The 13807-nt window shown below is 70.6% G+C and carries 16 protein-coding genes; 9 read left to right on the top strand and 7 right to left on the bottom strand.

The features are described from left to right. Window positions 1–116 precede the first annotated feature (116 nt). On the top strand, window positions 117–1106 hold the full coding sequence (moaA, locus tag ACFYNL_RS37840; RefSeq protein ID WP_388812257.1) for a GTP 3',8-cyclase MoaA: 990 nt from the start codon (window positions 117–119) through the stop codon (window positions 1104–1106). On the opposite strand, the gene ACFYNL_RS37845 is transcribed toward moaA, so the two are convergent. Together ACFYNL_RS37845 and ACFYNL_RS37850 are read right to left on the bottom strand one after the other, a co-directional pair. Beyond that, entirely contained in the window at window positions 1089–1316 is a 228-nt protein-coding gene (locus ACFYNL_RS37845; RefSeq protein WP_388812260.1) for a hypothetical protein, read from the bottom strand. The two genes, moaA and ACFYNL_RS37845, sit on opposite strands and share 18 nt — an antisense overlap. Window positions 1317–1529: 213 nt before the next feature. Next, the gene (locus tag ACFYNL_RS37850; RefSeq protein WP_388812262.1) at window positions 1530–1928 is read right to left on the bottom strand and encodes a DUF3099 domain-containing protein; all 399 of its coding nucleotides are present in this window, start codon (window positions 1926–1928) and stop codon (window positions 1530–1532) included. Between the two features lie 245 nt (window positions 1929–2173). On the opposite strand from ACFYNL_RS37850, the gene ACFYNL_RS37855 reads away from it, so the two are divergent. After that, on the top strand, window positions 2174–2449 hold the full coding sequence (locus tag ACFYNL_RS37855; RefSeq protein ID WP_388812265.1) for a GlsB/YeaQ/YmgE family stress response membrane protein: 276 nt from the start codon (window positions 2174–2176) through the stop codon (window positions 2447–2449). A gap of 60 nt (window positions 2450–2509) precedes the next feature. Here ACFYNL_RS37855 and tyrS read toward each other — a convergent pair whose 3' ends face one another. From tyrS to ACFYNL_RS37870, 3 genes are read right to left on the bottom strand one after another with little or no spacing between them, the layout of a single operon-like run. Further along, window positions 2510–3778: a tyrosine--tRNA ligase gene (gene tyrS / locus ACFYNL_RS37860; RefSeq protein WP_388812268.1), complete on the bottom strand. Its 1269-nt coding sequence runs from the start codon at window positions 3776–3778 to the stop codon at window positions 2510–2512. Window positions 3779–3834: 56 nt separating this feature from the next. Continuing rightward, window positions 3835–5238, bottom strand: a complete 1404-nt coding sequence (locus ACFYNL_RS37865; protein WP_388812271.1) for a metallopeptidase TldD-related protein — start codon at window positions 5236–5238, stop codon at window positions 3835–3837. After that, window positions 5235–6758: a TldD/PmbA family protein gene (locus ACFYNL_RS37870; protein ID WP_388812274.1), complete on the bottom strand. Its 1524-nt coding sequence runs from the start codon at window positions 6756–6758 to the stop codon at window positions 5235–5237. Before ACFYNL_RS37870 ends, ACFYNL_RS37865 begins: the two co-directional genes overlap by 4 nt. Window positions 6759–6998: 240 nt before the next feature. On the opposite strand from ACFYNL_RS37870, the gene fabG reads away from it, so the two are divergent. The 3 genes from fabG to ACFYNL_RS37885 all read left to right on the top strand — a co-directional run bounded on the left by fabG (window position 6999) and on the right by ACFYNL_RS37885 (window position 8989). Further along, window positions 6999–7703, top strand: coding sequence for a 3-oxoacyl-[acyl-carrier-protein] reductase (fabG, locus tag ACFYNL_RS37875; RefSeq protein ID WP_019756347.1), 705 nt, complete (start codon window positions 6999–7001; stop codon window positions 7701–7703). A 5-nt stretch (window positions 7704–7708) separates the two neighbouring features. Next, entirely contained in the window at window positions 7709–8476 is a 768-nt protein-coding gene (fabI, locus tag ACFYNL_RS37880; RefSeq protein ID WP_019756346.1) for an enoyl-ACP reductase FabI, read from the top strand. Between the two features lie 162 nt (window positions 8477–8638). After that, a complete protein-coding gene (locus tag ACFYNL_RS37885; RefSeq protein ID WP_388812278.1) occupies window positions 8639–8989 on the top strand; it encodes a hypothetical protein in 351 nt (116 codons plus the stop codon). Here ACFYNL_RS37885 and ACFYNL_RS37890 read toward each other — a convergent pair. Further along, window positions 8967–9659 carry a FadR/GntR family transcriptional regulator gene (locus tag ACFYNL_RS37890; protein ID WP_388812281.1) on the bottom strand — a complete coding sequence of 231 codons (693 nt, stop codon included), beginning with the start codon at window positions 9657–9659 and terminating at the stop codon, window positions 8967–8969. The two genes, ACFYNL_RS37885 and ACFYNL_RS37890, sit on opposite strands and share 23 nt — an antisense overlap. Before the next feature lie 70 nt (window positions 9660–9729). Here ACFYNL_RS37890 and ACFYNL_RS37895 point away from each other — a divergent pair, with 70 nt between their 5' ends. The 4 genes from ACFYNL_RS37895 (at window position 9730) to ACFYNL_RS37910 (ending at window position 12246) form a co-directional block, all read left to right on the top strand. Further along, the gene (locus tag ACFYNL_RS37895; protein ID WP_388812283.1) at window positions 9730–11022 is read left to right on the top strand and encodes a CynX/NimT family MFS transporter; all 1293 of its coding nucleotides are present in this window, start codon (window positions 9730–9732) and stop codon (window positions 11020–11022) included. Between the two features lie 49 nt (window positions 11023–11071). Next, a complete protein-coding gene (locus ACFYNL_RS37900) occupies window positions 11072–11188 on the top strand; it encodes an SGM_5486 family transporter-associated protein (RefSeq protein WP_388812285.1) in 117 nt (38 codons plus the stop codon). Window positions 11189–11455: 267 nt separating this feature from the next. After that, a complete protein-coding gene (locus ACFYNL_RS37905) occupies window positions 11456–11662 on the top strand; it encodes a hypothetical protein (RefSeq protein WP_388812288.1) in 207 nt (68 codons plus the stop codon). Between the two features lie 65 nt (window positions 11663–11727). Beyond that, on the top strand, window positions 11728–12246 hold the full coding sequence (locus ACFYNL_RS37910; protein WP_388812291.1) for a SixA phosphatase family protein: 519 nt from the start codon (window positions 11728–11730) through the stop codon (window positions 12244–12246). Window positions 12247–12321: 75 nt separating this feature from the next. On the opposite strand, the gene serB is transcribed toward ACFYNL_RS37910, so the two are convergent. Beyond that, window positions 12322–13530 carry a phosphoserine phosphatase SerB gene (serB, locus tag ACFYNL_RS37915; protein WP_388812294.1) on the bottom strand — a complete coding sequence of 403 codons (1209 nt, stop codon included), beginning with the start codon at window positions 13528–13530 and terminating at the stop codon, window positions 12322–12324. Window positions 13531–13807: the final 277 nt, after the last annotated feature.

Below are 13807 nucleotides of genomic sequence, written 5' to 3' on the forward strand. Positions count from 1 at the left end.
TCTCTACGACGCGGCCGCGTCCTACGTCGTGGGATCGGGCCCTGTCGTTGTCGGTACGGTCACGTAGGCTCGCAGGCAACGGAAGAGATGTGCTCCGTGACGAGGGAGGGGGCCCAGTGCTCATCGACACCTACGGCCGTGTGGCCACCGACCTGAGGGTCTCGCTGACCGACCGCTGCAACCTGCGGTGCACGTACTGCATGCCCGAGGAGGGCCTGCAGTGGCTGGCGAAGCCCGATTTGCTCACCGACGACGAGATCGTCCGCCTGATCGACATCGCCGTCACCTCCCTCGGTATCGAGGAGGTCCGCTTCACCGGCGGCGAGCCCCTGCTGCGCCCCGGCCTGGTCGGCATCGTGGAGCGGGTCGCGGCCCTTGAGCCCCGCCCGCAGATGTCCCTGACGACGAACGGCATCGGCCTGAGCCGCACCGCGACCGCCCTGAAGGCGGCGGGCCTGGACCGCGTCAACGTCTCCCTGGACACCCTGCGCCCCGACGTCTTCAAGACCCTCACCCGCCGAGACCGCCACAAGGACGTCATCGAGGGCCTGCACGCCGCCCGCGAGGCCGGCCTGACCCCGGTCAAGGTCAACTCGGTCCTCATGCCGGGGCTGAACGACGACGAGGCCCCCGACCTGCTCGCCTGGGCCGTGGAGCACGACTACGAACTGCGCTTCATCGAGCAGATGCCCCTGGACGCCCAGCACGGCTGGAAGCGCGACGGCATGATCACCGCCGGGGACATCCTGACCTCCCTGCGCACCCGCTTCGAGCTGACCGAGGAGGGCGCGGACAAGCGCGGCTCGGCCCCCGCCGAGCGCTGGCTCGTCGACGGCGGCCCCCACGTGGTCGGCGTGATCGCCTCGGTCACCCGTCCCTTCTGCTCGGCCTGCGACCGCACCCGACTGACCGCCGACGGCCAGGTCCGCACCTGCCTGTTCGCCACCGAGGAGACCGACCTGCGCGCCGCCCTGCGCTCGGGCGCCCCGGACGAGGAGATCGCCCGTATCTGGCGGCTGGCGATGTGGGGCAAGAAGGCAGGCGCCGGCCTGGACGACCCGAGCTTCGTCCAGCCGGACCGGCCGATGTCAGCCATCGGCGGCTGAAGAGGCCGCTTCCCACTCCGTCAGCGGGACGACGTCCTTCAGGAAACCCCGCACCCCGAGGAACTGAGACAGATGCTCGCGGTGCTCCTCACAGGCCAGCCACGTCTTGCGTCGCTCCGGCGTATGGATCTTGGGGTTGTTCCACGCCAGTACCCACACGGCGTCGGCACGGCACCCCTTGGCGGAGCAGATCGGCGTCTCGTCACTCACAGATTCGTCTCACAGGTTCGCGCACAAAAAGGCGACGCCGAGCAGCCACGGGGGGAGCTGCCCGGCGTCGGTCCATCGCTCCGACGGGGGATGCGGAGCGTCCACGAAGTATGTCACGGGTAACCCGTCCCCCGGCACCGGAACAACACTATTGATCTGAGCTTTTCCTGAGCTTGGCGTGGAGTCGACTCCGGAGTACTCCACTCCGCAGGATCACGTCCCGTCGTGGGGTTTGCTTTGTCCGCCGGACGCGCGCTCACCCGCGACATCTTCCGGGACGGATTCCGCGGAACCGTCGTTCGTCCGCGGCGGCGAGATCATCGGCCGCGTCGGCGCCATCACGAACGTCGACGGCAAGGACGGCGCGTTCTCCCGCCCCGCGTTGGCGATCACCACCGCGATGTACGGCAGGACCGCCCCGAGCACCAACGCCACGATCGCGACGTGCCGTTCGACGTTCCACAGCGAGGCCGCGAGGATCACCGACACCGTACGCACCGACATCGAGATGACGTACCGGCGCTGCCGGGCCCGCACATCGTCCTGGAGACCCGCCCGGGCCCCGGTGATCCGGAACACCTGGGCGTTGCCGTCGCCATGCAGCTTCCGCATCACATTCCACCATCCGCCCGCATCGGACTCTCCCCCTGTCCCTGCCCGCCCGCCCTCGGTCGGGGGCCCGGGCCAGGACACCTCCCACGGTACGCCTCGCCTGCGCCGCCTACGAGACCGGGGCCCCTGCGACCTGGAGGAACGCTGCCAGCCGTACCGTGTACGACCGTATCCGGCATGCGGCGTAAGGCGCCTGGACCGACACTGGCCTTAGTGCTCACGTCGAGCCGTACGAGGAGGCCACCATGGGCTGGTTGTGGGCGATCATCGTGGGACTCGTGCTCGGCCTGATCGCCAAGGCGGTCATCCCGGGCAAGCAGCACATCCCGCTGTGGCTGACGATCATTCTGGGCATGATCGGGGCCATCGGGGGCAACGCGATCGCGCGGGCGGCCGGTGTCGACGCGACTTCGGGGATCGACTGGTGGCGCCACGCCTTCCAGCTGGTGGCCGCGGTCATCCTCGTCGGCCTCGGCGACAGGGCATACACGGCGGCCCGGGGCAGCAAGCGGAGAGCCTGACGGCGCATACGGCGAACGGGACGGCCCCCGCCACCGGAGCCGCCCCGTTCACATGCTTGCTCAGCCGCCGGTCACTTCGACCGCCGCCAGGTTCTTCTTGCCCCGGCGCAGCACCAGCCACCGCCCGTGCAGCAGGTCCTCCTTCGCGGGCACCGCGTCCTCGGAGGCGACCTTCACGTTGTTCACGTAGGCGCCGCCCTCCTTCACGGTGCGCCGCGCTGCGGACTTGCTGGCCACCAGGCCGACCTCGGCGAGCAGGTCGACGACCGGACCGAGCCGCTCGACCTGGATGTGGGGCACCTCGGAGAGGGCCGCCGCCAGCGTCCGGTCGTCCAGCTCCGTCAGCTCGCCCTGGCCGAACAGCGCCTTCGACGCGGCGATCACGGCGGCCGTCTGGTCGGCGCCGTGCACCAGCGTCGTCAGCTCCTCGGCCAGCGCACGCTGTGCGGCACGGGCCTGGGGGCGCTCCTCGGTCTGCTTCTCCAGCTCCTCCAGCTCCGCACGGGACTTGAAGGACAGGATGCGCATGTACGTCGAGATGTCCCGGTCGTCCGCGTTCAGCCAGAACTGGTAGAACGCGTACGGCGTCGTCATCTCCGGGTCGAGCCAGACGGCGCCGCCCTCGGTCTTGCCGAACTTGGTGCCGTCCGCCTTGGTCATCAGCGGAGTCGCCAGCGCGTGCACGCCCGCGTGCGGCTCCAGCTTGTGGATCAGGTCCAGACCCGCCGTGAGGTTGCCCCACTGGTCGCTGCCGCCCTGCTGCAGCGTGCAGCCGTACCGCCGGTACAGCTCCAGGAAGTCCATGCCCTGCAGCAGCTGGTAGCTGAACTCCGTGTAGCTGATGCCCTCTTCGGACTGCAGCCGACGGGCGACCGAGTCCTTGGTCAGCATCTTGTTGACGCGGAAGTGCTTGCCGATGTCCCGCAGGAACTCGATGGCCGACATGCCGGCCGTCCAGTCCAGGTTGTTCACCATCACCGCGGCGTTCTCGCCCTCGAAGGACAGGAACGGCTCGATCTGCCCGCGCAGCCGGTTCACCCAGTTCGCGACCGTCTCCGGGTCGTTCAGCGTGCGCTCGGCGGTGGGGCGCGGGTCACCGATCTGGCCCGTCGCCCCGCCCACCAGCGCCAACGGGCGCAGGCCCGCCTGCTGGAGGCGGCGCATGGTGAGGACCTGGACCAGGTGACCGACGTGCAGGCTGGCCGCGGTCGGGTCGAAGCCGCAATAGAACGTGACGGGACCGTCCGCGAGCGCCTTGCGCAATGCGTCCTCGTCAGTGGACAGGGCGATCACGCCACGCCACTTCAGCTCGTCGACGATGTCCGTCACGGTTCTCGTGTCTCCTCGATGATCCTCGGGCGGTCGGGTGACAGCCGACTACGAGGTTATACGCCCTGACTGACAGAGCTCATGTTGAAATCGGGGACGCGCAGCGCAGGCATCGCCGCCCTGGTGAACCAGTCGCTCCACTCCCGGGGCAGCGTCTTCTCGGTACGCCCCGCCTCCGTGGCCCGTCCCAGCAGGCCCACCGGCGACTCGTTGAACCGGAAGTTGTTGACCTCGCCGGTCACCTCGCCGTTCTCGACGAGGTAGACCCCGTCCCGGGTGAGGCCGGTCAGCAGCAGCGTCGCCGGGTCGACCTCGCGGATGTACCACAGGCAGGTCAGCAGCAGTCCGCGCTCGGTGCTCGCGACCATCTCCTCGACGGAGCGGTCGTCGCCACCGTCCAGGATCAGGTTGTCTGCGCCCGGCGCCACCGGCAGACCGGTCAGCCCCGCACTGTGCCGGGTGGTCATGAGGTGCTTCAGCTCGCCCTCGCGCATCCACTCGGTGGCCGCGACCGGCAACCCGTTGTCGAACACGGACTGGTCGCCGCCGGAGGAGTGCGCGATCACGAAGGGCGCGGACTCCAGGCCGGGCTCGTTCGGATCGCTGCGCAGGGTCAGCGGAAGATCGGTCAGCCGCTCGCCGACGCGTGTCTTCCCGCCCGGCTTGGAGAACACGGTCCGGCCCTCGACCGCGTCCCGTCCCGACGCCGACCACATCTGGTAGATCAGCAGGTCGGCCACGGCGGTCGGCGGCAGCAGCGTCTCGTACCGGCCCGCCGGCAGCTCCAGGCGCCGCTCGGCCCACCCGAGGCGCACCGCCAGCTCGGCGTCGAGCGCCGTGGGGTCGACGTCCTTGAAGTCCCGCGTGGAGCGTCCCGCCCACGCCGAGCGGGTGCGGTCCGGCGACTTGGCGTTGAGCTCCAGCGTGCCGTTGGGCTGGTCGTGCCGCAGCCGCAACCCCGTGGAGGTGCCCACGTACGTCGACACCAGCTCGTGGTTGGCGAAGCCGTACAGCTCCCGACCGCCCGCACGCGCGCGTGCGAACGCCTCCCCGAGCGCCGGGGCGAAGTCGGCGAACACGGTGGACGACGTCTCGGCCGGGGCGTCCGCGAAGTCCGGCGACGCCGGTACGCCCGTCACCAGCGGCTGCGCGTCCTCGGCGGGCCCGGCACCGCGCGCGGCGGCCTCGGCGGCCCGCACCAGGGATTCCAGCTCATCGGCGGTCACCGCGGACCGGGAGACGACCCCGGAGGCCGTGCCCTCCTTGCCGTCGACGGTCGCGACCACGGTGAGCGTCCGCCCGCGCGTGACACCGTTCGTGGTCAGCGCGTTGCCCGCCCAGCGCAGGTTGGCGGTCGACCGCTCGTCGGCGATCACGACACACCCGTCGGCCCGGGACAGTTCCAGTGCCCGCTCGACGATCTCGTGGGGCTTGTGCGCCTTGTCGGACTGAGCGCTCATCGACCGGCCTCCTGCGTGGTGTTCAGAATGTTGACGCCCTTGAAGAGGGCGGACGGGCAGCCGTGCGAGACCGCCGCGACCTGCCCCGGCTGAGCCTTGCCGCAGTTGAAGGCTCCGCCCAGGACGTACGTCTGCGGACCGCCCACCGCGGCCATCGAGCCCCAGAAGTCCGTCGTCGTCGCCTGGTAGGCGACGTCCCGCAGCTGACCGGTGATCCGCCCGTTCTCGATCTTGAAGAACCGCTGGCCGGTGAACTGGAAGTTGTAGCGCTGCATGTCGATCGACCAGGACCGGTCCCCGACGACGTAGATCCCGCGGTCCACGCTGCCGATCAGATCCTCGGTCGACATCCCGGCCGGATCCGGCTGCAACGACACATTGGCCATGCGCTGCACCGGCACATGGCCGGGGGAGTCGGCGAACGCGCACCCGTTGGACCGCTCGAACCCGGTCAGCCGCGCGATCCGCCGGTCCAGCTGGTAGCCGACGAGGGTGCCGTTCCTCACCAGGTCCCAGGACTGGCCCTCGACGCCCTCGTCGTCGTACCCGATGGTCGCGAGGCCGTGCTCGGCGGTGCGGTCACCGGTGACGTTCATCAGGTCGGAGCCGTACCTCAGCTTGCCGATCTGGTCGAAGGTGGCGAACGAGGTGCCGGCGTAGGCGGCCTCGTAGCCGAGGGCCCGGTCCAGCTCGGTGGCGTGGCCGATGGACTCGTGGATGGTCAGCCACAGGTTGGACGGGTCGACGACGAGGTCGTACGGGCCCGCCTCGACGCTCGGCGCCCGCATCTTCTCGGCGAGCAGCTCCGGGATCTGCGCCAGCTCGGACTCCCAGTCCCAGCCGGTGCCCGTCAGGTACTCCCAGCCGCGTCCGACGGGCGGCGCGATGGTGCGCATCGAGTCGAACTCCCCGCTCGACTCGTCGACGGACACGGCGGTCAGCTGCGGATGCAGCCGTACGCGCTGCTGGGTCGTCACGGTCCCGGCGGTGTCGGCGTAGAACTTGTTCTCGTGGACGGTGAGCAGCGAGGCGTCGACATGGTCGACCCCGTCCGCCGCCATGAGCCGCGCGCTCCACTCGGCCAGCAGTCCCGACTTCTCCTCGTCGGGCACGCTGAACGGATCGATCTCGTACGACGAGATCCACGTCCGGTCGGCGTGCACCGGCTCGTCGGCCAGCTCCACCCGCTCGTCCGAGCCGGCGGCCTTGATCACCTGCGCGGACAGCTTGGCCATCGCCACCGCCTGCGAGGCGACCTTGGCGGCGGCGTCCAGGGTCAGATCCACACCGGACGCGAAACCCCAGGTGCCGCCGTGCACCACCCGTACCGCGTACCCGAGGTCGGTGGTGTCCGACGAACCGGCGAGCCGGGCGTCCCGCAGCCGCCAGGACGCGCTGCGCACCCGCTCGAAGCGGAAGTCCGCGTGCTCGGCGCCCAGCGCACGCGCGCGAGCCAGCGCCGCGTCCGCCAGGGGGCGTAGGGGAAGCGCCGTGAAGGCTTCATCGATCGTATGGGGCACGGAGGTCTCCCTGCTGTCGTGGCCTGTTCGGCACGATCATGTCGCGCGGGCGGGGCCAGGGACCACACGTTTCCGGCTGGAGTCCGCATCTTTCTGTAGGGACCCGACAGTGACTCCGGTGTGCCACTGTCGGTGCCCGAATGTCCCGGCGAGGGACGGGACCGATAGGTTTTCCGGGAAGCCGCCTGCCATCCCTGTGTTCGGGCGGATGTGTCAGATCCCTATCGAAAGGGTGATCCGTTGAGCCGCTCGGTTCTCGTCACCGGAGGCAACCGGGGCATCGGCCTCGCCATCGCCCGCGTCTTCGCCGACGCCGGCGACAAGGTCGCCGTCACCTACCGCTCGGGCGAGCCGCCGGCCGGCTTCCTCGCGGTGAAGTGCGACATCACCGACCCCGAGCAGGTGGAGCAGGCCTACAAGGAGATCGAGGCCGAGCACGGCCCGGTCGAGGTCCTGATCGCCAACGCCGGCGTCACCAAGGACCAGCTCCTGATGCGCATGTCCGAGGAGGACTTCACCTCGGTCATCGACACCAACCTCACCGGCACCTTCCGCGTCGTCAAGCGTGCCAACCGCGGGATGCTGCGGGCCAAGAAGGGCCGCGTCGTGCTGATCTCGTCGGTCGTCGGGCTGCTCGGCTCCGCGGGGCAGGCGAACTACGCCGCCTCCAAGGCCGCCCTGGTCGGCTTCGCGCGCTCCCTCGCCCGTGAGCTGGGCTCGCGCAACATCACCTTCAACGTCGTCGCGCCCGGCTTCGTCGACACCGACATGACCAAGGTGCTCACCGACGAGCAGCGCGCGAACATCGTGTCGCAGGTCCCGCTCGGCCGGTACGCGCAGCCGGAGGAGATCGCCGCGGCGGTGCGGTTCCTCGCCTCGGACGACGCCTCGTACATCACTGGAGCCGTCATCCCCGTTGACGGCGGACTGGGAATGGGTCACTGATCACCATGAGCGGAATTCTCGAGGGCAAGCGCGTCCTGATCACCGGTGTGCTGATGGAGTCCTCCATCGCCTTCCACACCGCCAAGCTGGCCCAGGAGCAGGGCGCCGAGATCATCCTGACCGCGTTCCCGCGGCCCACGCTGACCGAGCGCATCGCCAAGAAGCTCCCCAAGCCCACCAAGGTCATCGAGCTCGACGTCACCAACGACGAGCACCTCGGGCGCCTGGCCGACATCGTCGGCGAGGAGCTGGGCGGTCTTGACGGTGTCGTCCACTCCATCGGCTTCGCGCCGCAGGACGCCCTCGGCGGCAACTTCCTCAACACGCCGTTCGAGTCGGTCGCCACGGCCATGCATGTCTCGGCGTACTCCCTGAAGTCGCTGACCATGGCCTGCCTGCCGCTGATGCAGAACGGCGGCTCGGTCGTCGGCCTCACCTTCGACGCCCAGTTCGCCTGGCCGCAGTACGACTGGATGGGCCCGGCCAAGGCCGCCCTGGAGGCCACCAACCGCTACATGGCGCGCGACCTCGGCAAGCAGAACATCCGCTGCAACCTGATCTCCGCGGGCCCGATCGGCTCGATGGCCGCCAAGTCCATCCCGGGCTTCAACGAGCTCGCCTCCGTGTGGGACAGCCGCTCCCCGCTGGAGTGGGACCTCAAGGACCCGGAGCCGGCCGGTCGCGGCGTCGTCGCCCTGCTGAGCGACTGGTTCCCGAAGACCACCGGCGAGATCGTCCACGTGGACGGCGGCCTGCACGCCATCGGCGCCTGAGCCTCCAGGTAGTTCGCGACGCCCCGTTTCCCGCACCGCGCGGGGAGCGGGGCGTCACCCGTTCGGCCTACCACTCCGGGCGGGCGAGGCACTCAACCGCGCACTCTGGAGTACGCGTTCACCACGCGAGCCCCTCCCCATTACGGCCGAGGAGGTCCCCTTGTGCGCTTGTTCCGCCGCCTGGCCTCAACGACCGTCGCCGTCGCTCTCGTACTGCCCCTGTCGTACGACGCGATGGCCCACGCGCGCGTGCACGTCACGCGAGCCGAGACGCAGGACCCGTTCGGCGCCGCCTGCCGGGTCCGGATCACCGGCTCCCAGGTGACCGCGTACTGCCACAACCCCTATCCGGACACCGACCGGGTCAGCCTGCACGTCGAGTGCGCCCGTTGGTGGGACCTGGACAGCGACGGCTCCCCGGTGGCCGCCGGGCCCGCGCAGACCGTGCGGCTGGTCGGGCGGTGCTGGAAAGAGGTCGGGTCGGTGTGGATCAGTCACCGCCGGGAGGGCTGAAGCGTCCCGGACGGCACAGGAACGGGTAGCTCGCCGCCTCCGCGGCGGCCGCCGCGGCGTCGCCCGCGCGGATCGCGTCGACCAGCCGCGTGTGGTCCATGTGGGTCTCCGGCGTCAGCTCCTCGCCGATGTCCTCGCGCAGCCAGTCCCGCAGCACCTCGCCCAGGTCCGCGTACATCTCGATCATCACGTCGTTGTGGGACGCCGACACCACCGCCAGGTGGAAGGTCGCGTCGGCCGCCACGAAGGCCTCGGCGTCGCCGGACTCCCATGCCTCCTCACGCCGTGCCAGCAGGACGTCCAGCTGCTTGAGGTCCTTCTCCGTGCGCCGCTCGGCGGCCAGCTTCGCGGAGGCCGACTCCAGTGTGGAGCGCAGCTCGGCGACGTGCCGGGGGTCGGCGTCGGCGAAGCGGCGGTGCATGACGCCGGCCAGCTCACTGGTCGCCACGACGTAGGTGCCGGAGCCCTGGCGGATGTCCAGCAGGCCGTTGTGGGCGAGCGCGCGAACCGCCTCACGGATCGTGTTGCGGGCCACACCGAGCTGCTCGACCAGCTCGGGCTCGGGCGGGATACGGGACCCGACCGGCCATTCACCCGACGTGATCTGGTTCCGCAGGGCCGCGATGACCTGCTCGGACAGCGCCGAGCGGCGGGGGTGGCTCAAGGGCATGGCACACCTTCGCACGGGACGGCCGAGGCCGGGCACCTGGGCAGTGGACAACCAATCATCCCATGATTCTATGATGGGCGGCATGGCCAGCGACAAGACCCGGACGGTGACGTCCATGCCGATACGCAGCTCACAGACCCGCACCGCCGCGGAACCCGCCACGCGCGCGTGGACGACGCGGCTGCTCGTGCTCGGCATCGTGCTGACCGCGCTGAACCTCCGCCCCGCCATCACCAGCCTCGGCGCCCTCCTCGAAGAGGTCCGCGACGCGCTCGGCATGAGCGGCAGCGTCGCCGGACTGCTGACCTCCGTGCCCCCGCTCTGCTTCGCCGTGTTCGGCGTGGCGGCCCCGCGCCTGGCCCGCCGCTTCGGCCCGGGGGCGGTGGTGTGCGCGGGCATGGCCGCCATCACCGCGGGTCTGCTCCTACGGCCGTACGTGGGCAGCACGGCCGGCTTCCTGGCCGCCACCGCGCTCGCCCTCATGGGCATCGCGGTCAGCAACGTCCTGATGCCGGTCATCGTCAAGCGCTGGTTCCCGGACCGGGTCGGCTCCATGACCGGCCTGTACTCCATGGCCCTCGCCCTGGGCACCGCCTCCGCGGCCGCGGTGACGGTGCCCATGACCGACGTGCTGGGCGGCAGCTGGCAGACCGGGCTCGCGGTCTGGGCCGGGCTCGGGGCGGCCGCCGTGCTGCCGTGGCTCCCGTTCGCGCGGGACCGGGAGGCGGCGCCCGCCGCGCCCTCCGCCGACAAGCACGCGCGCGTGGCCGCGCCCCCGCTGCGGATCACCCGGAGCCGCACCTCCTGGGCCCTCGCCGTCTACTTCGGTCTCCAGGCGACCGGCGCCTACATCACGATGGGGTGGATGGCGCAGATCTTCCGGGACGCGGGAGTGCACGCCGGCACGGCCGGGGTGCTGCTCGCCGTCACCATGGTGATGGGCGTGCCGCTGGCCTTCGTCATCCCGCGCCTGGCCACCCGGCTGCCGCACCAGGGCCCGATCGTCGTCGCGCTCGGCGTCTGCGGCCTCGCGGGCTACGCCGGCCTGTACCTCGCCCCGGACTCCGGCGCCTGGGCCTGGGCCGTGCTGCTCGGCATCTCCAACTGCTCGTTCCCGCTGGCCCTGACCATGGTCGGCATGCGCGCCAGGACCAGCGCGGGAGTGGCCCAGCTGTCGGCCTTCGCGCAGAGCACCGGCTACCTGCTCTCCATCCCGGGCCCGCTCCTGGTGGGTGTGCTCTACCAGCACAGCGACGGCTGGGGGCTGCCCATCGCGCTCATGGCCGGCCTCATGATCCCGCAGATGGCGGTGGGCGTCCTGGCGGGCCGCGACCGCACGGTGGAGGACGAGGCGGCCCGCTGAGCCTCACCCCGGCGCCGCGGGCGGGGGCGAAGGGTGCGAGACTTGCCGTATGCCAGTGCTCGACCCGAACCCCCAGAACGGCCAGAAGAAGATGCTGCTCGTCTTCGGCGCGTTCTTCGCCATCTTCCTGATCATCGGGATCATCGCGACGATCGCCTCTCCCTGAGGTGTCCCGGCCCACCCTTCTCGACGCCCGCGCCCACGCATTGTCCGGCGCCGGTGCGCCTTTCTCGTGGTGGGGCTACGCCCGTGGTGGGGTTGACCCGGTGGTGGGGCTAACCCCGTGGTGGGGCTAACCCCCCATCCCCTAGGGGGCGAGTGTCAGGGTCAACTGGGTGGATCACCGGATGGGTTGAGAGCCGAGACCTCCGTACCTTCGAAGTGTGACCGCGAGAGCGCGGTACCGGACCACTCGAAGACTCACGGAGGCGTCATGTCGGCCCGCACGCACACCTCGCCCCACCCGGCGTCCACGGGCCGTGCCGACATCCGGCTGCCCTGGTGGGCCCTCGCCCTGCCGACGCTGGCCTTCGTCACCCTGCTGCTGCTGATACTCGACCCGGCCGACGCCCATGCCGCGCCCGCCGAGCCCGCGGTCACCCGGCTCTTCGAGCGCGTACTGCAGCTGATCACACGCTGAGCACCCCGGAAGCCGCACGTCAACTCCCTGCGCCCCGTGGCCTGTTTCATGCGAAGCTGGGTCTCATGAGCGTCGCAGAATCCCGCAGGATCGTCCTCTTCCGGCATGCGAAAGCCGACTGGCCACAGGTGACCGACCATGAGCGGCCCCTCGCGGACCGGGGCCGAATGGACGCGGCAGAGGCCGGGCGCCGGCTGGCCGACACCGACATCCCCTTCGACCTGGCCCTGTGCTCCACCGCGACCCGGACCCGGGAGACCTGGAAGCTCGCCGTCCACGAGTTCCCGCACCGGCCGAAAACCATCTACGAGGAGCGGGTCTACGAGGCCTCGCCCGGCGAGCTGATCGCCGTGCTCAACGAGACGCCCGACGACGTGCAGAACGTCCTGCTGATCGGCCACAACCCGGGTGTGCAGGGACTCGCAGACATCCTCGCCGGCTCGGCCGAGGGCGACGCGCGCGAGCGGATGAGCCGCCGCGGCTTCCCGGCCGCCGCCTTCGCCGTCCTGTCCTTCGGCGGCACCTGGAAGGCGCTGGAGCCCGGCGTGGCCACGCTGCTCGACTACTGGGCACCCTCGGAGTGACCGACCGGCACGCGAGGGGCCCCGCACCGTCGTGGTGCGGGGCCCCCGTGCTCTGCGGACGTGCCGGCCGTGCGGTCAGTCCTCGTCGTGCATGTCCGCCGCCTCGACCTCTTCCCGGGTGACGCCCAGCAGATACAGGACGGTGTCCAGGAACGGCACGTTCACCGCCGTGTGCGCCGCTTCCCGCACCACCGGCTTGGCGTTGAAGGCGACGCCCAGCCCGGCCGCGTTCAGCATGTCCAGATCGTTGGCACCGTCACCGATCGCCACCGTCTGGGACAGCGGCACCCCCGCCTCGGCGGCGAACCGGCGCAGCAGTCGCGCCTTGCCCGCCCGGTCGACGATCTCCCCGGTGACCTTCCCGGTCAGCTTGCCGTCGATGATCTCCAACGTGTTCGCCTGCGCGAAGTCGAGCCCGAGCCGCTCCTTGAGATCGTCGGTGACCTGGGTGAACCCACCCGAGACGACTCCGACTTGGTAGCCGAGCCGCTTGAGGGTGCGGATCAGCGTGCGCGCGCCCGGCGTCAGGCGCACATCGCTGCGCACCTTCTCCACCACCGAGGCGTCCAGCCCCTCCAGGAGGGCGACGCGCGCGTGCAGCGACTGCTCGAAGTCGAGTTCCCCGCGCATCGCGGCCGCCGTCACCTCGGCCACCTTGTCCTCGCAGCCGGCGTGCGCGGCGAAGAGCTCGATCACCTCGTCCTGGATGAGCGTGGAGTCCACGTCCATGACGACGAGCCGCTGGGCGCGCCGGTGCAGCCCGGCGGCGACGACGGCGACATCGACACCCAGTGCCGCCGCCTCGGTCACCAGGGCGGTGCGCAGCGGCTCCGTCTCCACGCCGGACACCGCGAACTCCACCGCCGTCACGGGGTACTTGGCCAGCCGGAAGATACGGTCGATGTTGCCGCCGGACTCGGTGATCCTGGCGGCGATCGCGGCAGTGGCCTCCGCGGTGAGCGGGTGTCCGAGCACGGTCACCAGGGACCGGCCGAGCCCACGGGGCCGGTTGTCGCCGCGACCGGAGATGATCTCCGCCTGCATCTTCATCGACTCCGCCCAGCTGTGGACGGTCGCCCGCAGATCGCCTTCCAGACCGGCCGGCGGCTGCGTCACGAGCGCGCACAGCGTGATCCGGCCACGGGTGACGACCTGCTCGATGTCGACCACGTCCAGCGAGTAGGCGGCCAGCGTGTCGAAGAGGCCGGCCGTGATGCCCGGCCTGTCCTTCCCGAAGATCTTGACGAGAAGGGTGGGGATGTCAGAGGTCTGCGATGCGCTCATGGTGCCTCCACCGTATCCGGCACGCAGTGCCCCTCGCCCGTGAGGTCCGCCTGCCGGACAGGGAACACTGGGTGTCGCCCGGGTGGCGTGGGCCTTGCGTTCCGGCCGCGGACGCGTCCGCGCCCCCGAACCGGCACGGCGGCGCTCCCCAGGGAGTTTCGAAAGTCCTGTGCGGTGCCCGCGGTGCCCGGTGCGTGCCCTGGGGTGCCCCCGGGCGAAGGCTGGGGAGTGCCGGACGAAAGTCCCCGTACTGGGCGTTCGCGGAGTTCGTCCGGTG

It is taken from the genome of Streptomyces sp. NPDC007808, assembly GCF_042868655.1.
Taxonomy (GTDB): Bacteria; Actinomycetota; Actinomycetes; order Streptomycetales; family Streptomycetaceae; genus Streptomyces.